The sequence below is a fragment of the Micromonospora sp. NPDC005367 genome (assembly GCF_040606825.1).
GTDB lineage: Bacteria > Actinomycetota > Actinomycetes > Mycobacteriales > Micromonosporaceae > Micromonospora.
Map to the genome: position 1 here is coordinate 1 of NZ_JBEXFP010000046.1, position 21,357 is coordinate 21,357.

Sequence of the window (21,357 nt, forward strand, 5' to 3'; positions counted from 1 at the left end):
CCACGCTCGGGGGCCAGCTCCGACCCCCCGGCCGCGCCACCGGGCGCGGCCGGTGCGACACGGCGTATTCGCGCAGGTCAGCGGTCGAGGACCAGGCCGACCTTCTGGAACTCCTTGAGGTCGCGGTAGCCACACTTGGCCATCGCCCGGCGCAGCCCGCCGAAGAGGTTCAGCTGGCCGTCGGGCTCGTCGGCCGGGCCGAAGAGAACCTGCTCCAGCGAGCCGATCGGCTCACTGGCCACCTCGAACGCGCCGCGCGGCAGCGACGGGTGGCTGGCGGCCGAGTGCCACCAGGCCCCACCGGCCGGCGCCTCCTCGCTGCGGGAGAGCGGCTCGCCGAGCATCACCGCGTCCGCGCCGCAGCCGAGGGCCTTGGCGATGTCGCCGGAGCTCTGCATGTCCCCGTCGGCGATCAGGTGCACGTACCGGCCGCCGGTCTCGTCCAGGTAGTCCCGGCGGGCCGCGGCCGCGTCGGCGATCGCGGTGGCCATCGGCACCCGGATGCCGAGCACCGACTCGGTGGTCGACCAGTCGTCCCCGCCGATGCCGACGATGACACCGGCCGCGCCGGTACGCATCAGGTGCAGCGCGGTCTTGTAGTCGGTGCAGCCGCCCACGATCACCGGCAGGTCGAGGTCCGCGATGAACTCCTTGAGGTTCAGCGGCTCGTCGGTGGTCGAGACGTGCTCGGCGGAGACGATCGTGCCCTGGATGACCAGGATGTCCACGCCGGCGTCCAGGATCACCGGGGCCAGCGCCAGGGTGTGCTGCGGGGACACCCGCACCGCCACCGTGCCGCCCCCGGCACGCAGCTCGCGTACCCGCTCCGCGATGAGGTCGGGTCGGATCGGTTCGGCGTACACCTCCTGCAGCCGCTTGGTCGCCCGTGCGTCCTCGTCCAGCCCGGCCAGTTCCTCGAGCACCTTCGTCGGGTTCTCGTAGCGGGTCCAGAGCCCTTCGACGTTGAGCACACCGAGGCCGCCGAGCTCGCCGAGGCGGACGGCGGAGCTCGGGCTCATCGTGGCGTCGGAGGGGTGCCCGACGCAGGGGATGCCGAACTGGTAGGCGTCGAGCTGCCAGGCGGTGGAGACGTCGTCGACGTCCCGCGTCCGGCGGCTCGGGACGATGGCGATGTCGTCCAGGTGGTAACCGCGTTGCGCGGTCTTGCCCAACCCGATCTCGACCACGTCACGCATGGCTCACTCCAGTTGTTGTCGGGGGTGGTGGTGGGGGTCAGCGGGTGTGGTAGTTGGGCGCCTCGGTGGTCATCTGGATGTCGTGCGGGTGGCTCTCCTTGAGCCCCGCCGCGGTGATCCGGATCAGCTGGCCGCGCGCGTGGAGCTCGGGGATGCTCTCCGCGCCGGCGTAGCCCATCGCCAGCCGCAGCCCGCCGACCAGCTGGTGGGCGACCCGCGAGAGCGGCCCGCGGTACGGCACCTGACCCTCGACGCCCTCCGGGACCAGCTTCTCGTCGTTGGTCACGTCCTGCTGAAAGTAACGGTCCTTGGAGTACGACTTGGCCTGCCCACGGGACTGCATCGCGCCGAGCGAGCCCATCCCCCGGTACGCCTTGAACTGCTTGCCGTTGACGAAGATCAGCTCACCGGGGCTCTCCTCGCAGCCGGCGAGCAGGCTGCCGAGCATCACCGTGTCGGCACCGGCGACCAGCGCCTTGGCGATGTCGCCGGAGTACTGGATACCGCCGTCGCCGATCACCGGGACGCCCGCCGGACGGGCCGCCCGGGTGGCCTCCATGATCGCGGTGATCTGCGGCACGCCGACTCCCGCCACGATCCGGGTGGTGCAGATCGCGCCCGGGCCGACACCGACCTTGACGCCGTCGGCGCCAGCCTCGACCAGGGCCCGGGCGCCGGCGTAGGTGGCGATGTTGCCGCCCACGATGTCGATCGTGACGTCCTTCTTGAGCCGGCGGACCATGTCCAGGACGGCCCGCTGGTGGCCGTGCGCGGTGTCCACGATCAGCACGTCGACGCCCGCGTCGACCAGGGCCCGAGCCCGCTTGTAGGAGTCCTCCCCGACCCCGATGGCGGCGGCCACGCGCAGCCGGCCCGCCTCGTCCTTGGTGGCGTCCGGGTACTGCTCGCTCTTGGTGAAGTCCTTCACGGTGATCAGCCCGCGCAGCCGGCCCGAGCCGTCCACGATCGGTAGCTTCTCCACCTTGTGCTGGCGCAGCAGGGCCAGCGCCTCGTCCTTGCTCACGCCGACCGGCGCGGTGATCAGCGGGGCCCGGGTCATGATCTCGCGGACCGGCGTGTCGGGTTCGGAGACGAAACGCATGTCACGGTTGGTCACGATGCCGACGAGCTGCCCGTCGCCGTCGACGACGGGCACCCCGGAGATCCGGTAGCGGCCGCAGAGCGCGTCGACGTCGCGCAGGGTGTCGTCGGGGCTGGCGGTGACCGGGTTGGTGATCATGCCGGACTCGGAGCGCTTGACCAGGTCCACCTGGAGCGCCTGGTCCTCCACCGAGAGGTTGCGGTGCAGCACGCCGATGCCGCCCTGACGGGCCATGGCGATCGCCATGCGCGCCTCGGTCACGGTGTCCATCGCGCTGGAGAGCAGCGGCACGGAGAGCGTGACGTTGCGGGTCAGCCGGGTGACGGTGTTCACGCGGCTCGGCACCACGTCCGACTCGCCCGGCTGGAGCAGTACGTCGTCGAAGGTCAGGCCGAGAGGTACCACCCGGGCGGAGCCTGCCGGCAGCTCCGGCAGGTGGCCGCCCAGCTCGCCGTGGTCGGCGCCGGCCGGAAGATCGGTGCTGGGCGAAATTTCCACGATTGCTCCCCTGAGCTGGTCGAACGGGCTTCAGCGAGGTGGCGCGGCGGGCACCGGAAGAGCGCCGCACGCGGCGCGTCGCTCCATCGTACCCATGCGGCTGAGCTGGCCGTCCTCGCGCCGGGCCGGTCGGCGCGCGTCCGGGGGCGGGCGTCGCTGCGGCGTTGGGTCTACGGTGAGGGGGTGCACGACGAGCCCATCGACCCGTTCAACGGCGACCCGGCCGATCCGGCCTCCGGCCTGCACGACTCGGGCGACGACGCACCGCTGGACGCGCTGACCGACGTCGAGCGGCAGGACGTGCTGGAGGATCTCGCCGACCTGGAGATCTATCAGGCCCTGCTGGCCCCGGTCGGGGTTCGCGGCCTGGTGATCGAGTGTGAGGACTGCCGCGAGCCGCACTACTTCGACTGGGACCTGCTCCGGGGCAACCTGCGCCATCTGCTCAGCTCGGGCCGGCCCCGCGTGCACGAGCCGGCCTACGACCCCGACCCGGACCACTACGTCACCTGGGAGTACGCCCGGGGCTACGCCGACGGCGTGCACGACACGCTCACCGACGGCAACGACGACGCGCCCGGACACGAGGAGCCCGGCCGCGAGGAGCCTGGCCGCGAGGAGCCCGACCGCCGCTGAACAGGACGGGGCTGGCGCGGCCCCACCGGGCCGCCGGGCCCACCGGGCCCACCGGGCCCACCGGGCCCACCGGGCCCACCGGGCCCACCGGGCCTCACGAGTGTCTTTGGCGCGAACGGGTGCGAGCGCGGAAGGCAGGCGGCACCACCGGGCGAGGCATCCCCTCGGGCACGCTTTGGAGCTGAATCGCCTGCGACATCACCGGCAGTGCTCCCGCCCAATTACCGACGCTCGCGCCGCGATTCATTGGGCGATCACCGACGGTGCCACCAGCAATCCGCAGGCGGGAGCTGCCGGCTCAGCACCGCCGGCCACCGTCTGGCAGAGCATCCAGCGCGGCCGCCGGCGAGTCGTCTACGACATCAGCTCTAAAGCGTCCCCGCAGTGGTCACCCTTGGCCTCCCGGACCTCAGGGCGCCCTCAAGCTTCGAGGTTGCTCGACCGATCCTCAGGCGACCAGCCCGGCGCGGAAGCCCGCGGCCACGGCGTGCGCCCGGTCCCGGGCGCCCAGCTTGCGGAAGAGCCGCCGCGCGTGCGTCTTGACGGTGTCCTCCGAGACGAACAGCTCCCGCCCGATCTCGGCGTTGCTCTTGCCCTCCGCCATTCCGAGCAGCACCTGGAGTTCGCGCTCGGTCAGCCCGACGGAGGCGCGCGCGGCCCGGGCGTTCGGCGCCGGCCGTTTGCCGTCCGGTGGCGTGCCCTCGGGCTCACCACCGTTACCTTCCGGCCCGTCGTCGCCGCGTTGCACCGGCACCACGGTCGGTCCGCCGTTCGGCCCCTCCGCCGGCCCGGCCGACCAGCCGGGGCCCGGGTCACCGCCGGGTCGACCGGCGGGCGTGGAGCGGCTCTTCCCGCCGACCGCCGCGGTGTCCCGTACCGGGTCGGTGACCCGGTGACGGGCGGCCCGGCCGGGCGCGGAGAGCAGCAGCAGCGCTTTGGCCACCGCGCTGGTGAGATCGTGGTCGGCGCCTTGGATCAGCCCACGGGCACCGGCGTTGATGGTCGCCGCGGCGGCCTCGGACTCCTCGGCGCCGAAGAGCAGCACGGCGGCCTGCGGGGCACGGGCCAGCACCCGGCGGACGAAGCCGGCGCTGTCGGGCCGGGTGAGCGCCGTGTCGGCGAGTACCACGTCCGGTTGCCGTTCGGTGAGCCGAAGCATCACCTCAGGGTCGGAGACGGCGGTACGAACGACCGCTGACAGCCCGAGGCGGGCCGCCGCGGAAGTGAGATGTTGCGCCGCAAGTGGTGTCCGGACGCACACAAGAACCGTACGCACTGTGGGGTCTCCTCTCCGCCAACGAGCAGACCACGAGCGGGTCGGTCCGGGAGGGGGTTCCCGGCAATCCTCCGAACTTTTCCGACAGATGGGTCATATGCGACAAAGTGCCGGACGTTTTGGATCACACGCGTGTGAATCGTGGGGCTGTCGGGTAACGGGAGACCCAGGCCGGGATCGGTGCGCCTGTGCGGCCCGCCGCCCGGAGGCCCGGCCATGATGATCTCGCGGTGCCGCGCGGGAGGAGGGGTGCTGATGTCGAACGTACGTAGACTGCCCGGACCCATCGTCGATCTCTGGGACTGGCAGCGGCTCGGCGCCTGCCGGGGACGGGACAGCGCCCAGTTCTTCCACCCGGACGGTGAACGGGGCTCGTCCCGGCTGCGCCGGGAGTCCGGCGCGAAGGCGGTCTGCCGTACCTGCCCGGTGCGGGCCGAATGCGCCGCGCACGCCCTGTCCGTACGCGAGCCGTACGGCGTCTGGGGTGGCTTCAGCGAGTCCGAACGCCTGCGGCTGCTCGCCACCGGTTGGGAGGACCTGGCCGACCGTCGGCGCACCCGAGTCGACCTCGCCCGGCTGGAGGCCCGGCTGGGCCGACCGCACAACTCGACCGAACACGTCGCCGCCAACCCCACCCCCAGCGCCGGCACCCCCACCGAACGCAAGGTCGCCTGATCCCGCCCCCAACCCCTCCCCGCCAACCTCGTGATCGACGCGGGGGGGTGGGGCGGGGTCAGCGGACGGTGACGCGGATGGTGTGCCAGCCGGTGGCGCCGTCGGGGACGACGTCCTGCCTGCGGTCGGTCTGCGTCTCACCGGTGGCATCCGTGGCCCGCACCTGGAGGCGGTGCGTCCCCGGTGTGGCCTCCCAACGCCACGACCACTGCACCCAGGTGTCCACGGAGACCGTGGGGGCCAGCTCCGCCTCCTGCCAGGGCCCGTCGTCGACGCGTACCTCGACGCGGCGGATCCCCCGGTGCTGAGCCCAGGCCACCCCGGCGACCATGACCGGGCCGGCGGTCAGCCGATTGCGCGGCCGAGGCGTGTCGATCCGCGACTGGGTCTTGATCGGACCCTGCGGCGACCAGCCCCGCGGCACCCAGTACGCGTCGAAGTCCGTGAAGCTGGTCAGCTCCAGCTCGGTCACCCACTTGCAGGCCGACACGTAGCCGTACAGGCCCGGCACGACCATCCGGACCGGGAACCCGTGCTCGACGGGCAGCGGCTCACCGTTCATCCCCACCGCCAGCAGCGCGTCCCGCCCGTCGCGCAGTGCCGCCGTCGGGGTGCCGCAGGTCCAGCCGTCGACCGAACGCCCGACCACCTGGTCGGCGCCCTCCTCCGGCTCGACCTCGTCCAGCAGGTCCCGGATCGGTACGCCGAGCCAGCGGGCGTTGCCGATCAGCTCCCCGCCGACCTCGTTCGAGACGCAGGCGAGGGTGACGTACCGCTCCACCATCGGCCGGGCGAGCAGATCCGCGAAGCTGAGCGTGATCGGGTTGCGTACCCGGCCGTGGATACGCAACTGCCAGGACTCCGGGTCGACCTGGGGCACCACCAGCGCGCTGTCGATCCGGTAGAAGCCGAAGTTCGAGCTGACGTACGGGGCGAGCTGGGGTAGCGACAGGTCGGCCCCGGCGGGCACCGCGGGGGCCGGGGAGGCCGGAGCGGGTAGCACCACGGCCTCGCGGGCCGCCGACACCCCGCGCCGGCCGGCCAGCCAGCGCCCGCCGAAGCCGGCCACGGCGGCGGTGCCGAGCAACACCCCGGCGCCGGTCAGGAACCGACGCCGGGACTCCGGGTCGGTCCTCTCAAGGGGCGCCGGCGCGGCTCCGGCCGACGGCTCGCCGGGAGGGGTGCGCGACGCGCCACCGGGACCGCCCGGGGTCGTGGACGGGAGGTGACCGCTGGGCGGGCTCCACGGCCACGGATCGAGTTCCAGCGGACCGGCGATGAAGGCCCAGAGCACCAGCGCGCCGAACCCGGCGCCGACCAGTGACGGCAGTGCGTCGCCGGCGTCCGCGCCGGCCCTGGTCAGGGCGGCGGCCACACCGAGCGCCCCGAAGGCCGCGACGCCCGTGAGGCCGACCGCGAGCCGGCGTACGGAGAGGACGCCGAGCAACGCGGCGATGGCGGCCAGCAGCACCGCCGTCCCGATCAGCAGGGCGATCTTGTCGTACGTGCCGAAGACGTCGATGGCGAACTGTTTGAGCGGTTCCGGCACCGTGTCGACGACCACTCCGCCGACCGCGACCAGCGGCGCCGACCGGGGGCCGGTCAGCACGGCCATCGCTTCGGCCACGCCGATCGCCACGGCGGCGGAGGTGATCCCGGCCAGTGCCCCGAACCGGGGGGTGGTGGTGCTCATCGGCCCAGTGTTTCCGATCAACCGGGCCGGCCGGTAGTGACGTCAGCGTCTCGTAAGAGCCACCACGAACGCGTCGGGGCACACCGCCGGATGACGGTGTGCCCCGACCGGGCGTACGACGTGGGTCAGAAGCCCGGGCCGTGCTGGTGGCCGTGGCCGTGCGAGTGACCGTGCCCACCGGCGGCGGCCGGCTCCGGCTCGGCCGGCTTCTCCACCACGAGGCTCTCCGTGGTGAGCAGCAGGCCGGCGATGGAGGCGGCGTTGGTGACCGCGTTGCGGGTGACCTTGACCGGGTCCAGGATGCCGGACTTGACCAGGTCGACGTACTCGCCGGTGGCGGCGTTCAGGCCGTTGCCCCACTCGGCGGCGGCGACCTTCTGCGCCACCACGTAGCCGTCGTGGCCGGCGTTCTCGGCGATCCAGCGCAGCGGCTCGACGAGCGCCTTGCGGACGATCGAGACACCGACCTTCTCGTCACCGGTGTAGCCGAGGTCGTCGGCGAGCGCCGGCAGGACCTGCGCCAGGGCGGCGCCACCGCCGGGCACCGTACCCTCCTCGACCGCGGCCTTGGTCGCCGCGATGGCGTCCTCGATGCGGTGCTTGCGCTCCTTCATCTCGACCTCGGTCGCGCCGCCGGCCTTGATGACCGCGATGCCGCCCGACAGCTTCGCCAGCCGCTCGGCGAGCTTCTCCCGGTCCCACTCGGAGTCCGAGGCCTCGATCTCCTTGCGGATCTGAGCCACCCGGTCGGCGACGTCGGCAGCCTGGCCGCCACCGTCCACGATCGTGGTGTTGTCCTTGTCGACCACGACGCGCCGGGCGGAACCCAGCACCTCCAGGCCGACCTGGTCGAGCTTGTAGCCCAGCTCCGGGGCGACCAGCTCGGCGCCGGTCAGGATCGCCATGTCCTGGAGCATCGCCTTGCGGCGGTCACCGAAGCCGGGCGCCTTGACCGCGCAGACCTTCAGGGTCTTGCGGATGGAGTTGACGACCAGGGTCGAGAGCGCCTGGCCCTCGACGTCCTCGGCGATGATCAGCAGCGGCTTGCTGTTCTGGAGGACCTTCTCCAGCAACGGCAGCAGCTCCTCGATCGCCGAGATCTTCTGCGTGGTGATCAGGACGTACGCGTCCTCGAGGACCGCCTCCTGCGACTCCGCGTCGGTGACGAAGTGCGGGGAGACGAAACCCTTGTCGAACTGGAGACCCTCGGTCACCTCCAGCTCGGTGGCGAGGGTCGAGCCCTCCTCGACGGTGATGACACCGTCACGGCCGACCCGCTCCATCGCCTCGGCGATCATGTCGCCGATCGTGGAGTCCTGCGCGGAGACCGTCGCGACGTGCGCGATCGCCTCCTTGCCGGACACCTCGACGGCCCGGGCCAGCAGGGCCTCGGAGACCTTGGCGCTGGCCGCGTCGACGCCACGCTTCAGGCCGGTCGGGCTGGCCCCGGCCGCCACGTTGCGCAGGCCCTCGCGCACCATCGCCTGGGCCAGCACGGTCGCGGTGGTGGTCCCGTCGCCGGCGACGTCGTTGGTCTTGGTCGCCACCTCCTTGACCAGCTGCGCGCCGAGGTTCTCGTACGGGTTGGTGAGCTCGATCTCCTTGGCGATGGTCACACCATCGTTGGTGATCGTGGGCGCACCAAACTTCTTGTCCAGGACGACGTTGCGCCCGCGCGGGCCGAGGGTGACCTTGACCGCGTCCGCGAGGGCGTTGACACCGTGCTCCAGCAGGTGTCGGGCGTCGTCCGAGAAGCTCAGGATCTTCGCCATGAATGTCCCTTCAAGCGGCGTTGCCCCGGCCCGGCGAACCGGACCGGGGCAACGACACTGATCGGTTGCTTACTTCTCGATGACCGCGAGGACGTCGCGGGCGGAGAGCACCAGGTACTCCTCGCCGGCGTACTTGACCTCGGTGCCGCCGTACTTCGAGTAGAGGACGGTGTCGCCGACCTTGACGTCGATCGGCACACGGTTGCCCTTGTCGTCGATCCGGCCGGGACCCACAGCGAGGACGGTGCCCTCCTGCGGCTTCTCCTTGGCGGTGTCGGGGATCACGATGCCCGACGCCGTGGTGGTCTCAGCCTCGTTCGCCTGGACCACGATGCGGTCCTCAAGCGGCTTGATCGCAACCTTGGTCGCGGTAGTCACGGGCATACCCTCCTGGGGTACTGGTTTCTGTGCTGGTCAGCAGGGCCGACCAGCGTCAATCTGCCACATGCCACCGGGCGGGGCCGTCGTCGCGGGTGCCGGTCCGCCTGGCGTTCAGCACTCGGGTCGGAGTGACCCGGGAGCTGGCACCCTCAGGTTGAGAGTGCTAATCGCAGGTTATTCCGTGGCTAGCACTCCGTCAAGGAGAGTGCCAACCCGCCGGGCGGCGCGTCGAGGTCGGCCACCACAATGACCGGGTGGATCTCGATCAGCTGGCCGCCCTGCGTACCGCCGAGGGTGCCGCCGCGCTGGACGCGGCGGCCCGGGTGACCGGCGGCGACCCGCTGGCCGCCGCATCCGCCCTCCGCGCGGCCGGGGTGCCGGCCGGGCTCGCGGCGGCCGCGCTGACCCAGGCCGAGTTGCGGCGGCGGGCGACTGCCAAGTTCGGGCCGACCGCCGCCGGGATGTTCCTCACCCGCGCCGGCCTCGAGCAGGCCACCCGGGGCGTGGTCGCGGCGCGCCGCGCCGCGCGGCTGCGGGCCGCCGGGGTACGCACGCTGGCCGACCTCGGTTGCGGACTGGGCGCGGACGCGCTCGCCGCCGCCCGGGCCGGCATCCGGGTGTACGGGGTGGAGGCCGACCCGCTGACCGCCGCGATGGCCGCCGCCAACGCCGAGGCCGCCGGGCTGGCCGACCTCTTCACCGTGGAGTGCGGCGACGCGACGGCGTTCGACGTGAGCCGGGTCGAGGCGGTCTTCTGCGATCCGGCCCGGCGCGCCGGCGGCACCGGCCGGCGGATCTTCGACCCGAACGCGTACTCGCCTCCCTGGGACTTCGTGACGCGGCTCGCCGAGCGGACGCCGCGGACCGTGGTGAAGGTCGCTCCCGGGATCGACCACGGGCTGATCCCGGCCGGCGCCGAGGCGGAATGGGTCAGCGTCGACGGCGACCTGGTCGAGGCGGCGCTCTGGTGCGGCGAACTCGCCGAGGTCCCCCGCCGCGCCACGCTGCTGAGCGAGAAGGAGGCGACCCCGGTCGACGCTTCCGGCCGTGGCCGGGGCGCCGCCGGGCAGCTGACGGGCGCCGGTGACCGGGAGGCGGACGTCGGCCCGGTACGCCGGTTCCTGCACGACCCCGACCCGGCGGTCGTTCGGGCGCACCTGGTCGCCGAGCTGTCCGACGAGCTGGACGCCAGCCTCGCCGACCCGGCCATCGCCTACCTGTACGCGGACACCCCGACGCTGGGCCCGTACGCCCGCTGCCTGGAGATCACCGACGTGCTGCCGTTCTCGTTGAAACGGCTGCGTGCGTTCCTGCGGGAGCGGCGTGTGGGCCGGGTGGAGATCCTCAAGCGCGGCTCGGCGCTGACCCCGGAGCAGCTCCGGCGGGACCTGCGGCTGGCCGGCGACGCGGCGGCGAGCCTCGTGCTCACCCGGATCGCCGGCGCGCCGACCGTGCTGGTCTGCCGGCCGGTGCAGGACTAGATTCCCGATCGTGGCGGGACAGGGCACACCGGCGACGGCGCTGCTGACGAAGCGGAAGGTCGCGCACAGCACCCACCCGTACGACGTGAGCCCGGACGCGCCCAACTACGGCGCGCTGGTCGCGGCGGCGCTGGGCGTACCTCCGGAGCGGGTGTTCAAGACCCTGGTCACCGTGATCGACGGCGCGCTCGCCGTGGCGGTGGTGCCGGTCACCGGGGAGCTGGACCTGAAGGCCCTCGCTGCGGCGGTCGGCGGCAAGCGGGCCACGCTCGCCGACCGGGCGGCCGCCGAGCGGGCCACCGGCTACGTCCGGGGCGGCATCAGTCCGCTCGGCCAACGCAAGCGGCTGCCCACCGTGCTCGACTCCTCCGCGCTGGGCTTCCCCACGATCTACGTCTCGGCGGGCCGTCGCGGGCTTCAGCTCCAGCTCACCCCGGCCGATCTGGTGGCACTGACCGAGGCACGCACCGCGCCGCTCGCCGCCGGTTGACCGATCGCGCGCCGGAACGGGTCCGCCGCGTCCACGGCACCGGTGGACCGGCTCCTCGCACCCCCGAGCGGTTGAAGCGCTCCCAACCCTGGTGACCGCGGGCGGGCCTGCGTTGCCGAATTGTTACTGCCCGCAACAAAATCAGTCCATCGACACCCTTGTGTCGGGCCTCACATGCGCCATACGTTGCCGGGCACAACAAAACAACACCCCCCCACCCCGAAAGGACCCTGCACATGCGTAAAGGGCTCCTCACCTTCGCCACCGTGGGTCTGCTGGCGACGGGTAGCTTGGCCGCCTGCGGCGACAACTCCGGCGGGGACGACCAGGCCGGCTCCGGCCAGACCCCGAAGATCGGCGTGATCCTGCCCGACAGCAAGTCCTCCGCCCGCTGGGAGGGCGCCGACCGCAAGTTCCTGGAGGAGGCCTTCAAGGCCGCCAACGTCGAGTACGACATCCAGAACGCCCAGGGCGACAAGACCCAGTTCCAGACCATCGCCGACCAGATGATCACCAGTGGCGTGACCGTGCTGATGATCGTCAACCTCGACTCCGGCACCGGCAAGGCAGTGCTCGACAAGGCGAAGTCCCAGGGTGTGGCCACCATCGACTACGACCGGCTCACCCTCGGCGGCTCGGCCGAGTACTACGTCAGCTTCGACAATGTCGCAGTGGGCAAGCTCCAGGGCGAGGGCCTGGTCAAGTGCCTCACCGACAAGGGCGTCAAGAACCCCGCGGTCGCCTACCTCAACGGCTCGCCGACCGACAACAACGCGACGCTGTTCAAGAGCGGGTACGACTCGGTGCTCAAGCCGAAGTTCGACTCGAAGGAGTACACGAAGGCCGCCGACGACGCCGTGCCGGACTGGGACAACGCCCAGGCCACCACGATCTTCGAGCAGCAGCTCACCAAGACCGGCGGCAAGATCGACGGAGTGCTCGCCGCGAACGACGGGCTGGGCAACGCGGCCATCTCCATCCTGAAGAAGAACGGGCTCAACGGACGGGTACCGGTCACCGGCCAGGACGCCACCCCGGAGGGTCTGCAGAACATCCTCGCCGGCGACCAGTGCATGACCGTCTACAAGGCGGTGAAGGAGGAGGCGAACGCCGCCTCCGACCTGGCCATCGGGCTCGCCAAGGGTGAGCGCAAGGAGACCGGCCAGACGGTGAAGGACCCGGAGGGTGGCCGGGACGTCCCGTCCGTGCTGCTGAACCCGAAGGCGATCTACAAGGAGAACGTCAAGGACGTCATCGACGACGGCTACGTCACCAAGGACGAGGTCTGCACCGAGGCGTACGCCAAGTTCTGCACCGACGCCGGCATCAGCTGACCTGACGCCGTACCCGCCGAGGCGCAACCGCCGCCCGGCACGGGAGTCGCCTCCCGTGCCGGGCGGCATCCGCCGGACGGGCTGAGGAGATCCTGCTGCCGTCCATCCAAAGGAGACACCCCGTGCCCGCAACTCCCCTGCTGGAGCTACGTGGGATCGACAAGAGTTTCGGTCCCGTCCAGGTTCTGCACGACGTCGCCTTCGCCGCCCACGCCGGCGAGGTGACCGCGCTCGTCGGTGACAACGGCGCCGGCAAGTCGACCCTGGTCAAGTGCATCAGCGGCATCCACCCGACCGACGCCGGCGAGTTCCTCTTCGACGGCCGGCCGGCGGCGATCCACAGCCCCCGGGACGCCGCCGCCCTCGGCATCGAGGTCGTCTACCAGGACCTTGCGCTCTGCGACAACCTCGACATCGTGCAGAACATGTTCCTCGGCCGGGAGAAGCTCAACGGCATCGTCCTCGACGAGCCGACCATGGAGCAGATGGCGGCCGAGACGCTGGCCGGTCTCTCCGTACGCACGGTGAAGTCGTTGCGGCAGCACGTCTCCAGCCTCTCCGGCGGGCAGCGCCAGACGGTGGCGATCGCCAAGGCGGTGCTCTGGAACAGCCGTCTCGTCGTCCTGGACGAGCCGACCGCCGCGCTCGGCGTGGCGCAGACCGCGCAGGTGCTCGAACTGGTCCGCCGGCTCGCCGACAACGGTCTGGCGGTCGTGCTCATCTCGCACAACATGAACGACGTCTTCGCCGTCTCCGACCGGATCGCAGCCCTCTACCTCGGTCAGATGGTCGCCCAGGTGAAGACCACCGACATCACCCACGCCCAGGTGGTCGAGCTGATCACCGCCGGCCGCTCCGGCGGGCTCGGTCTCACCGCCGAGCCGGGCCAGGGCCGCAACGGCACCGACGGACGGCCGGCCGGCAAGACCGCAGGAGGCGACCGATGACCACCACAGCCGTAGAGCAGCAGGGTCCGGCGGCCGTCACGCCGGCGCCGACCGTCGCGGGTCACGCGCGCAACTACTGGAGCCGGGTACGCGGCGGCGACATCGGTGGGCTGCCCGCGGTCCTCGGGCTGATCGTGCTCTGCACGATCTTCTCGATCGCCCGCCCGTCGTTCCTCACCGCCGGCAACTTCGCCAACCTACTCACCCAGGGCGCGGCGACCACGCTGATCGCGATGGGGCTGATCTTCGTCCTGCTGCTGGGCGAGATCGACCTCTCCGCCGGCTTCGCCAGCGGCGTCTGCGCGGCCGTACTGGCCAACGTGGTGACGGTGCTCGGCTACCCGTGGTACGTCGCGGTGCTCGCCGCGGTCGTCACCGGCGTGGTCATCGGTACCGTGCTCGGTTTCCTGGTCGCCAAGATCGGCATTCCGTCCTTCGTGGTCACCCTCGCCGGGTTCCTGGCATTCCAGGGCATCGCGTTGATGCTCATGGAGGAGGGCAAGAACATCGCCGTCCGGGACGAGGTGCTGGTGGCCATCGCCAACCGCAACCTGACCCCGCCGCTCGGCTGGCTGCTCGCGCTCGTGGCGGTCATCGGGTACGGGGTCACGCAGCTGTTGCGGCAGCGCAGCCGGGCCGCCCGCGGGCTGGTCACCGACCCGATCGCGGTGGTCCTCGCCCGGATCGGCGGCCTGGCGCTGATCCTCGGCGTGGCGGTCTTCATCCTCAACCTGGAGCGCAGCCGCAACGTGCTGATCACCTCGCTCAAGGGCGTGCCGATCGTGGTGCCGATCGTCGCGGTGCTACTGGTGCTCTGGACCTTCGTGCTCCAGCGCACCCGCTACGGCCGGCACATCTACGCCGTGGGCGGCAACCGGGAGGCCGCCCGGCGGGCCGGCATCGACGTCGACCGGATCCGCATCTCGGTCTTCGTGATCTGCTCCTCGATGGCGGCCGTCGGCGGCATCGTGGCGGCCAGCCGGGCGAACTCGGTGGATCCGAACACCGGTGGCAGCAGCGTCCTGCTCTACGCGGTGGGGGCGGCGGTGATCGGCGGCACCAGCCTCTTCGGTGGCAAGGGCCGGGTGCTCGACGCGGTGCTCGGCGGCGCGGTGATCGCTGTCATCGACAACGGCATGGGCCTCATGGGGTACAGCTCGGGCGTCAAGTACGCGCTCACCGGCGTGGTGCTGCTGCTCGCCGCGACCGTGGACGCATTCTCCCGCCGCCGCTCCGCCACGACCGGCACCCGCTGACCCCGCACCACCGGAGCGCCACATGCCCCCAGGACCGAGCCAGGACGAGATCCGTCGGCAGAACCTCGGTGCCCTGCTGCGTCACGTCCACGTCCACGGGGCGACCTCGCGTGCCGAGCTGACCACCGCGCTCGGGCTGAACCGCAGCACCATCGGCGCGCTGACCGCCGACCTCGCCGCAGCGGGGCTGGTCAGCGAGGGCGCGCCGAAGGAGACCGGCCGGGCCGGGCGACCGTCGCCGGTCGTCCGGCCCGAGTCGAACCGGATCCACGCGTACGCGTACAGCATCGAGGTGGACCGGCTGCGGGCCGCCCGCGTCGGTCTCGGTGGCGTGGTGCTCGACCGCCGGGAGCTGGACCGGCCCCGTGGCCTGCTCGCCGCGGAGGCCGCGCCGCTGCTCGCCGGCGCGGTCAAGGAGATGCAGCAGCACGTGCGGGCCGATGCGGTCTGCGTCGGTACCGGCCTGGCGGTCTGCGGCATGGTCCGTCGCGACGACGGCCTGGTCCGGCTCGCCCCCACCACGGGCTGGGTGGACGAACCGATCGGCGCGGCGCTCAGCGCCGAACTGGGCATCGACGCGCCGATCACGGTCGGCAACGTGGCCGACGTGGCCGCCTCCGCGGAGCACGCGCGGGGCGTCGCCGCCGGCTGCGACAACGTCGTCTACCTCTACGGTGACGTCGGCGTGGGCGCCGGCATCATCGCCGGCGGCCGGCGGGTGACCGGACACGGCGGGTACGGCGGCGAGGTCGGGCACATGAAGGTGGTCCGCGACGGCGCGCGCTGCGAGTGCGGCTCGCGGGGCTGCTGGGAGACCCTGGTCGGCGAGCACGGGCTGCTGCGCAACGCCGGCCGCTCCGACGCGCAGGGGCGGGAGGCGCTGCTGGCCGTCTTCGACGCGGCCGACCGCGGCGACGCCCGGGCCGGTGCGGCGGTGCGTCAGGCCGGCGACTGGCTCGGCTTCGGCGTGGCGAACCTGGTGAACATCTTCAACCCGGAGATGGTCATCTTCGGCGGGACCCTGCGGGACCTCTACCTCGCGGCGGCCGCCCAGACCCGCAGCCGCCTCAACGCCAACGCGCTGACGGCCTGCCTGGAGCACGTGCGGCTGCGTACCCCGAAACTGGGCGACGACGCCGCCCTCGTCGGCGCCGCCGAGCTGGCCTTCGAACGGCTGCTCGCCGACCCGCTCGACATCGGCTGACGCCTGCGGGAGGGAGGCTAGGGGGTGCCGTGCCAGGAGTGCCAGAGGGCGGCGTACGAGCCGTCGGCGGCGACCAGTTCGTCGTGCGAGCCGAGCTCGGTGATCCGCCCGTTTTCGACCACGGCTACCCGGTCCGCGTCGTGCGCGGAGAAGAGCCGGTGCGCGATGGCGATCACCGTCCGTCCCGCCAGCACGGCGGCCAGAGACCGCTCCAACTCGCGGGCGGCACGCGGATCGATCAACGAGGTCGCCTCGTCCAGCACCAGCGTGTGCGGGTCGGCGAGCACGAGCCGGGCCAGCGCCAGCTGCTGCGCCTGCGCCGGGGAGAGCGGATGCCCGCCCGAGCCGACCGGCGTGTCCAGCCCCTCCGGCAGCGCCTGCGCCCAGTCCAGCGCGGCCACCGCCGACAACGCCGCCCGTACGTCCGCGTCGGTGGCCGCCGGCCGCACCATCGCCACGTTCTCGCGGAGCGTACCGATGAAGACGTGATGCTCCTGGGTGACCAGCGCGACGTGCGAGCGCAGCTCACTGAGCGGCAGCGTGTCCAGCGGGCGGCCGGCCACGGTGACCGTGCCGCCGTGCGGGGTGTGCACCCCGGCCAGCAGCCGGCCGAGGGTCGACTTGCCGGCACCGGACGGGCCCACGACGGCCAGCTTCTCCCCCGGTTCGGGCACCAGGGTCACGCCGTGCAGCACGTCCCGCCCCGCGCGGTACGCGTACCGCACGTTCCGGGCGATCAGCCGCCGGTTTCCGCCGACGCTCTCCTCCGGGCCGCCGGCTGTCGCGGCGCCCGACCCGGCGCGAGCCCCGGTCGGGGCGGCAGTGCCGGACCCGTGCCCGGCGGCCGGCTCGGCCACGCCCAGCAGCCGGGCCATCGAGGCGCCACCCACCTGCAACTCGTCGAGCCAGGACAGCAACCGGTCCACCGGATCGACCAACTGTTGCACGTAGAGCGTGGCGGCGGTGACCTGCCCGAGGCTCACCCAGCCCTTCAGGTAGAACCAGCCACCGATGACTAGGGTCGCCACCACCGGCACCACGTAACCGATCTCGGCCACCGGAAAGAAGACGGTCCGCAGGAACAGGGTGTAGCGCTCGGCGGTGTACGACCGGGCGATGTCAGCGTTGGTGCGGGCCCGGCGGCGGGCCTGCTGGCGCAACGCCTCAGTGGTCCGCGAGCCCTCGACCGTCTCGCTGATGCCGTCGGTGATGTCCGAGTAGGCGGCGTTCTCTCGCAGGTAGCCGGCCGGCGCCCGGCGCAGGTACCACCGGGTGCCCGCCCAGAGCACCGGGACCGCGATCAGGCAGGGCAGCGCGAGCAGCGGGCTGACCAGCAGCAACGCGCCGATGATGAAGACGGCCGTGACGACCGCGATGAGCGTCTCGGGCACCGCGAGACGGACCGTCCGGGACAGCGCGGAGACGTCCCGGGAGGTACGGGTCAGCAGGTCACCGGTACCGGCCCGTTCCACGGTGGACAGCGGCAGCGCAAGTACCCGGTCGACGAACTCCTCACGAAGCCGGGCCAGCACCTGCTCGCCGAGCCGCGCCGACGCCAGGTGGGCGAAGCGGACCAGCACCGCCTGCACCACGACGAAACCGGCGATCAACAGGGCGATCCGGTCCACCGTCAGCTGGGACGTGCCACGGGAGATGCCCTCGACGAGGTCGCCGAGCAACCTGGGGGCGACCAGACCGGCCGCGGCGGCGACCGCGTGCAGGCCGAGCGCCGTGGCGAGCGCCCGCGGATGCCGGCGGACCAACGTACGTGCGTAACGGCGTACCTGCGTCGCGTCGGCGACGGGCAGCGCGGCGGACATCAGCTCTCCCCCCGGCTGACCGTGGCCCGGTAGCGCGGCTCGCTGTCGTACAGGTGGGCGTGGCTGCCCTCGGCGACGACCTTGCCGTCCTCGACGAAGATCACGTTGTCGGCGTGCCCGAGCAGCAACGGGCTGGTGGTGCAGACCAGGGTGGTCCGGCCGGCCCGGGCGGCGCCGAGCGCGGCGGCGATCCGCGCCTCGGTGTGCGCGTCGACGGCGCTGGTCGGTTCGACCAGCAGCAGGGTCTCCGGGGCGGCGACCAGCGCGCGGGCGAGCCGCAGCCGCTGCTGCTGCCCGCCGGAGAACTCCCGGCCCCGCTCGGCGACCCGGCTGTCCAGCCCGTCGGGCAGCGCCTCGACGATGTCGGTGGCGCTCGCCGCCCGCAGCGCCGCGTCGAACGCCGCCCGGTCGCCCCGGTCGTGCGGGTCGAGTTCCGCCCGGAGCGGGCCGGTGAACAGCTGCGCGTCGTTGTCGGCCACCAGGATCCGCTCCCGCACGGTCGCCAACGGCAGATCCCGCAGCGGTACCCCGTGCACTGTGGCGTCCGAGTCGACGTACCGGCCGAGCCGGTCGACGATCGCGACCGCGTCCTCGGGCACGGTGGCCGCGATCGCGGTGAACCGGCCCGGCGGCAGGCGCACCCCGGACTCGACGTCGAACAGTTCCCCCGGGCCGTCGGGCACCGTCGCGGGTCGGGCCGGTTCGACCAGTTCCGGCGTGAGCCGGAGCAGCCGGACCACCCGGCGGGCCGCCACGTGCCCGCGGGTCAGCTTGTCCACGGCCTCGGTGAGCTGCCGCAGCGGGCTGACCAGGAACGCCGTGTAGCCGTAGAACGCGACGAGCTGGCCGGGACTGATCCGGCCGTCCAGCGCGAACCGCGCCGCGAGCCAGGTCACCAGCACCAGGAAGGCACCGGGGAGCAGCACCTGCGCCGCCTCCAGCAGCGACTCGACCCGGGCCACCCGTACGCCGTGCGCCCGGAGCGCCTGCGACTGGGCCTGGTAGCGGGCCGAGAGCACGGGTTCGCCGCCGACGCCGCGCAGCACCCGAAGCCCGGAGACGATGTCGCCGGCCCGGGTGGTCAACTTCCCCTCGGCGTCCCGGTACGCGTGCTGCTGCCGGTGCAGCGGCCGGATCAGCAGGCCGACCACCGCCATCAGCACCGGCACGCCGAGCACCACGACCAGCCCGAGCGGCACCGACGCGTCGAGCAGGATCACCGCCACGGTCACGATCGCCACCAGGGCACCGGTCCCCCGCGCCGTGATGTCGACGGCGTGCCCGATCTGGTTGATGTCGGAGGTGCCGATGCTCACCACCTCGCCGGTGGCTACCCGGCGGGGCAGGGCCGCACCGAGCCGGTTCGCAGTCGTCACGGTCAGCTGCACCGTCCGGTAGGCGGCGGCCAGCCAGTTGCGTACCGCGCACTGGTGCCGCAGCACGCCGGCGACGGCCTGGAGCACGCCGAGCCCGAGCAGCACCAGAGCCCAGGTCAGCAGCGCGCCGTCGTCCCGGCGGCTCAACCCGTCGACGGCCCGGCCCACGGCGGCCGGCATCAGGGCCTGGGCGACCATCCAGACCACGCCGAGCAGGATGCCCGCGCCGAACATCAACTTCCGCTGGCCGGCCAACCAGATCAGGTAGCGGGTCGCCGACCGGTCATCGGGTACGCCGGGATCACCGGCCGGTGAGAAACGCATGGCCCGTCGACGCTAGGCGTCCGGCGGTTGCCCACGCGAACCAATTACCAGCAGTCGGACGAGGTCTTCGTCACCTCGCCGATCAGCGATCGACCTGCGTGAAGTCCCAGGAGTGCGGCGGCCGGGCGACCAGCATCGGCGGCGGGTCGGGCAGCGCCCTCGGGTCGCTGCGCCACTTAGAGATCACCACCACCCGGTGATCGGTGGAGGAGAAGACCTCACTGGAGAGGTAGCGCGGGTCGTGCTCGAACTCCGGCAGGGCCGTGTCGCAGACCCAGGTGATCAGGTCGGCGAGGCCGTACGACTCCGCACGTGCCTCCCACATCCGGACGATCACGCCGCGCCCCCGGGAACGCTGACGACGGTCAGCGGCATGGCCGAGTCGGCCGGCAGGTCGAGCCGGCTGGGCGCCACCCCGGAGGCGACCAGGTGTGAGCCGAGCGCGGCGACCATCGCGCCGTTGTCCGTGCAGAGCCGGGGCCGGGGCACCCGGACCCGGATGCCGTACTTCTCGGCCCGGTGCTCGGCCATCGCCCGCAGCCGCGAGTTCGCCGCGACTCCCCCGCCGATCACCAGCGTGTCGATGCCGTTGGCGCGGCAGGCGTCCAGCGCCTTCGTCGTGAGCACGTCGCAGACCGCCTCCTGGAACGAGGCGGCCACGTCGGGCACCGGCACCGGCTCGCCCGCCCGCTGGCGGGCCTCCACCCAGCGCGCCACCGCGGTCTTCAGGCCCGAGAAGGAGAAGTCGTAACGGTGCGCGGCGAGGTCCTTCGCGGCGGTCAGACCGCGTGGGAAACCGATGGACTCCGGGTCGCCGGCCCGGGCCTCCCGGTCGATCGGCGGTCCACCGGGGAACGGCAGCCCGAGCAGCCGCGCCACCTTGTCGAACGCCTCGCCGGCCGCGTCGTCGATGGTCGCGCCGAGCGGAGTGACACCGCGAGCCAGATCATCGACGAGCAGCAGCGAGGAGTGCCCGCCGGAGACCAGCAGCGCGACCGCCGGCTCGGGCAGCGGCCCGTGCTCCAGGGTGTCGACGGCGACGTGTGCGGCGAGGTGGTTCACCCCGTAGACCGGCTTCTCGGCGGCGAGCGCGTACCCCTTGGCGGCGGCCACGCCGACCAGCAGCGCGCCGGCCAGCCCGGGGCCGGAGGTGACGGCGATCGCGTCGATGTCCGCGATGGTCACGCCCGCCTCGGTCAGCGCCCGGTCCATGGTCGGCACGATCGCCTCCAGGTGGGCGCGGCTGGCCACCTCGGGCACCACGCCACCGAAGCGGGCGTGCTCCTCGACGCTGGAGGCGAGCGCGTCCGCGAGCAGGGTGTGCCCGCGAACGATGCCGACCCCGGTCTCGTCGCAGGAGGTCTCGATACCGAGGATGAGGGGTTCGTCAGCCATGGATCAGTCCTCGTTCCGCTGCATGACCAGCGCATCCGTGTTGCTCGGTTGGTAGTAGCCGCGTCGGATGCCGACCGGCTCGAAGCCGTACGTCGCGTAGAGCCGCTGGGCCGGCGCGTTGTCCGCCGCGACCTCGAGCAGGGTGCGTCGGGCGCCGAGCCGGGCCGCCTCGGTGAGCAGGTCCTCGAGGAGAAGCCGGCCGATCCCCCGGCGCTGGGCGTCCCGCCGTACCGCGATGTTCTGCACCCACGCCTCATCGGGTGGCGCCACGGTGAGCCCGGCGTAGCCGAGCAGCTCGCCGCCGTCGTCGGTGGCGATGCGGTAGTAGTGCCCGTTGGCGAGTTCGTTCCAGAACATCGCCGCCGACCATTGCTCGACGCCGAACAGGTCCGCCTCGATGGGGAGTACCTCGTCGATGTGCCACCAGCGGAACCGGCCGAGCCGGACCGCGCTCACGGCGCCACCTCGGATCGCGACCGCGGGGCTCGCAAGACCGGCTCA

19 protein-coding genes are annotated in these 21,357 nt (G+C 72.4%); 8 read left to right on the forward strand and 11 right to left on the reverse strand.

Annotation, left to right across the window (positions count from 1 at the left end; translation table 11 throughout):
* Window positions 1-77: 77 nt before the first annotated feature.
* Both ABZS42_RS25385 and guaB read right to left on the reverse strand, forming a co-directional pair.
* Window positions 78-1,196: a GuaB3 family IMP dehydrogenase-related protein gene (locus ABZS42_RS25385; protein ID WP_355149290.1), complete on the reverse strand. Its 1,119-nt coding sequence runs from the start codon at window positions 1,194-1,196 to the stop codon at window positions 78-80.
* A gap of 37 nt (window positions 1,197-1,233) precedes the next feature.
* A complete protein-coding gene (gene guaB / locus ABZS42_RS25390) occupies window positions 1,234-2,796 on the reverse strand; it encodes an IMP dehydrogenase (RefSeq protein WP_355149292.1) in 1,563 nt (520 codons plus the stop codon).
* Window positions 2,797-2,979: 183 nt separating this feature from the next.
* Here guaB and ABZS42_RS25395 point away from each other — a divergent pair, with 183 nt between their 5' ends.
* On the forward strand, window positions 2,980-3,432 hold the full coding sequence (locus ABZS42_RS25395; RefSeq protein ID WP_355149294.1) for a DUF5319 domain-containing protein: 453 nt from the start codon (window positions 2,980-2,982) through the stop codon (window positions 3,430-3,432).
* 448 nt (window positions 3,433-3,880) lie between these two features.
* On the opposite strand, the gene ABZS42_RS25400 is transcribed toward ABZS42_RS25395, so the two are convergent.
* Window positions 3,881-4,708 carry a helix-turn-helix transcriptional regulator gene (locus tag ABZS42_RS25400; protein ID WP_355149296.1) on the reverse strand — a complete coding sequence of 276 codons (828 nt, stop codon included), beginning with the start codon at window positions 4,706-4,708 and terminating at the stop codon, window positions 3,881-3,883.
* A 255-nt stretch (window positions 4,709-4,963) separates the two neighbouring features.
* On the opposite strand from ABZS42_RS25400, the gene ABZS42_RS25405 reads away from it, so the two are divergent.
* On the forward strand, window positions 4,964-5,383 hold the full coding sequence (locus ABZS42_RS25405; RefSeq protein ID WP_355149298.1) for a WhiB family transcriptional regulator: 420 nt from the start codon (window positions 4,964-4,966) through the stop codon (window positions 5,381-5,383).
* Window positions 5,384-5,441: 58 nt separating this feature from the next.
* On the opposite strand, the gene ABZS42_RS25410 is transcribed toward ABZS42_RS25405, so the two are convergent.
* From ABZS42_RS25410 to groES, 3 genes are all read right to left on the reverse strand, one after another.
* Window positions 5,442-7,076, reverse strand: coding sequence for a molybdopterin-dependent oxidoreductase (locus ABZS42_RS25410; RefSeq protein ID WP_355149300.1), 1,635 nt, complete (start codon window positions 7,074-7,076; stop codon window positions 5,442-5,444).
* A 125-nt stretch (window positions 7,077-7,201) separates the two neighbouring features.
* Window positions 7,202-8,848 (reverse strand): chaperonin GroEL, encoded by a 1,647-nt coding sequence (gene groL, locus ABZS42_RS25415; protein ID WP_355149302.1) that lies wholly within the window; start codon window positions 8,846-8,848, stop codon window positions 7,202-7,204.
* A gap of 69 nt (window positions 8,849-8,917) precedes the next feature.
* Window positions 8,918-9,232, reverse strand: a complete 315-nt coding sequence (gene groES, locus ABZS42_RS25420; protein WP_018222648.1) for a co-chaperone GroES — start codon at window positions 9,230-9,232, stop codon at window positions 8,918-8,920.
* A 251-nt stretch (window positions 9,233-9,483) separates the two neighbouring features.
* Here groES and ABZS42_RS25425 point away from each other — a divergent pair, with 251 nt between their 5' ends.
* The 6 genes from ABZS42_RS25425 (at window position 9,484) to ABZS42_RS25450 (ending at window position 15,941) form a co-directional block, all read left to right on the forward strand.
* The gene (locus ABZS42_RS25425) at window positions 9,484-10,710 is read left to right on the forward strand and encodes a methyltransferase domain-containing protein (RefSeq protein WP_355149304.1); all 1,227 of its coding nucleotides are present in this window, start codon (window positions 9,484-9,486) and stop codon (window positions 10,708-10,710) included.
* Window positions 10,711-10,720: 10 nt separating this feature from the next.
* Entirely contained in the window at window positions 10,721-11,200 is a 480-nt protein-coding gene (gene ybaK, locus ABZS42_RS25430) for a Cys-tRNA(Pro) deacylase (RefSeq protein WP_355149306.1), read from the forward strand.
* Between the two features lie 236 nt (window positions 11,201-11,436).
* Window positions 11,437-12,534 (forward strand): sugar ABC transporter substrate-binding protein, encoded by a 1,098-nt coding sequence (locus ABZS42_RS25435; protein WP_355149308.1) that lies wholly within the window; start codon window positions 11,437-11,439, stop codon window positions 12,532-12,534.
* Window positions 12,535-12,656: 122 nt separating this feature from the next.
* Window positions 12,657-13,481 (forward strand): ATP-binding cassette domain-containing protein, encoded by an 825-nt coding sequence (locus tag ABZS42_RS25440; protein ID WP_355149310.1) that lies wholly within the window; start codon window positions 12,657-12,659, stop codon window positions 13,479-13,481.
* Window positions 13,478-14,737, forward strand: coding sequence for an ABC transporter permease (locus ABZS42_RS25445; protein WP_355149312.1), 1,260 nt, complete (start codon window positions 13,478-13,480; stop codon window positions 14,735-14,737). Before ABZS42_RS25440 ends, ABZS42_RS25445 begins: the two co-directional genes overlap by 4 nt.
* 22 nt (window positions 14,738-14,759) lie before the next feature.
* Window positions 14,760-15,941, forward strand: a complete 1,182-nt coding sequence (locus ABZS42_RS25450; protein ID WP_355149314.1) for an ROK family transcriptional regulator — start codon at window positions 14,760-14,762, stop codon at window positions 15,939-15,941.
* A 17-nt stretch (window positions 15,942-15,958) separates the two neighbouring features.
* Here the strand turns inward: ABZS42_RS25450 and ABZS42_RS25455 are convergent, their stop codons facing one another.
* The 5 genes from ABZS42_RS25455 to rimI form a co-directional block, all read right to left on the reverse strand.
* Window positions 15,959-17,761, reverse strand: coding sequence for an ABC transporter ATP-binding protein (locus tag ABZS42_RS25455; protein ID WP_355149316.1), 1,803 nt, complete (start codon window positions 17,759-17,761; stop codon window positions 15,959-15,961).
* A complete protein-coding gene (locus tag ABZS42_RS25460; protein ID WP_355149318.1) occupies window positions 17,761-19,461 on the reverse strand; it encodes an ABC transporter ATP-binding protein in 1,701 nt (566 codons plus the stop codon). The genes ABZS42_RS25455 and ABZS42_RS25460 overlap by 1 nt, the downstream gene beginning before the upstream one ends.
* A gap of 82 nt (window positions 19,462-19,543) precedes the next feature.
* A complete protein-coding gene (locus ABZS42_RS25465) occupies window positions 19,544-19,798 on the reverse strand; it encodes a hypothetical protein (protein ID WP_355149320.1) in 255 nt (84 codons plus the stop codon).
* Entirely contained in the window at window positions 19,795-20,856 is a 1,062-nt protein-coding gene (tsaD, locus tag ABZS42_RS25470) for a tRNA (adenosine(37)-N6)-threonylcarbamoyltransferase complex transferase subunit TsaD (RefSeq protein WP_355149322.1), read from the reverse strand. The genes ABZS42_RS25465 and tsaD overlap by 4 nt, the downstream gene beginning before the upstream one ends.
* Before the next feature lie 3 nt (window positions 20,857-20,859).
* On the reverse strand, window positions 20,860-21,312 hold the full coding sequence (gene rimI, locus ABZS42_RS25475) for a ribosomal protein S18-alanine N-acetyltransferase (RefSeq protein WP_355149324.1): 453 nt from the start codon (window positions 21,310-21,312) through the stop codon (window positions 20,860-20,862).
* Window positions 21,313-21,357 lie beyond the last annotated feature (45 nt).

What these genes read in the sequence shown, in the direction of transcription:
- ABZS42_RS25385 (WP_355149290.1), bottom strand. Translation starts at nt 1,196, where the DNA reads ATGCGTGACGTGGTCGAGATCGGGTTGGGCAAGACCGCGCAACGCGGT.
- ABZS42_RS25410 (WP_355149300.1), bottom strand. Translation starts at nt 7,076, where the DNA reads ATGAGCACCACCACCCCCCGGTTCGGGGCACTGGCCGGGATCACCTCC.
- ABZS42_RS25450 (WP_355149314.1), top strand. Translation starts at nt 14,760, where the DNA reads ATGCCCCCAGGACCGAGCCAGGACGAGATCCGTCGGCAGAACCTCGGT.
- groL (WP_355149302.1), bottom strand. Translation starts at nt 8,848, where the DNA reads ATGGCGAAGATCCTGAGCTTCTCGGACGACGCCCGACACCTGCTGGAG.
- ABZS42_RS25455 (WP_355149316.1), bottom strand. Translation starts at nt 17,761, where the DNA reads ATGTCCGCCGCGCTGCCCGTCGCCGACGCGACGCAGGTACGCCGTTAC.
- ABZS42_RS25460 (WP_355149318.1), bottom strand. Translation starts at nt 19,461, where the DNA reads ATGCGTTTCTCACCGGCCGGTGATCCCGGCGTACCCGATGACCGGTCG.
- ABZS42_RS25445 (WP_355149312.1), top strand. Translation starts at nt 13,478, where the DNA reads ATGACCACCACAGCCGTAGAGCAGCAGGGTCCGGCGGCCGTCACGCCG.
- ABZS42_RS25435 (WP_355149308.1), top strand. Translation starts at nt 11,437, where the DNA reads ATGCGTAAAGGGCTCCTCACCTTCGCCACCGTGGGTCTGCTGGCGACG.
- groES (WP_018222648.1), bottom strand. Translation starts at nt 9,232, where the DNA reads ATGCCCGTGACTACCGCGACCAAGGTTGCGATCAAGCCGCTTGAGGAC.
- ABZS42_RS25405 (WP_355149298.1), top strand. Translation starts at nt 4,964, where the DNA reads ATGTCGAACGTACGTAGACTGCCCGGACCCATCGTCGATCTCTGGGAC.
- tsaD (WP_355149322.1), bottom strand. Translation starts at nt 20,856, where the DNA reads ATGGCTGACGAACCCCTCATCCTCGGTATCGAGACCTCCTGCGACGAG.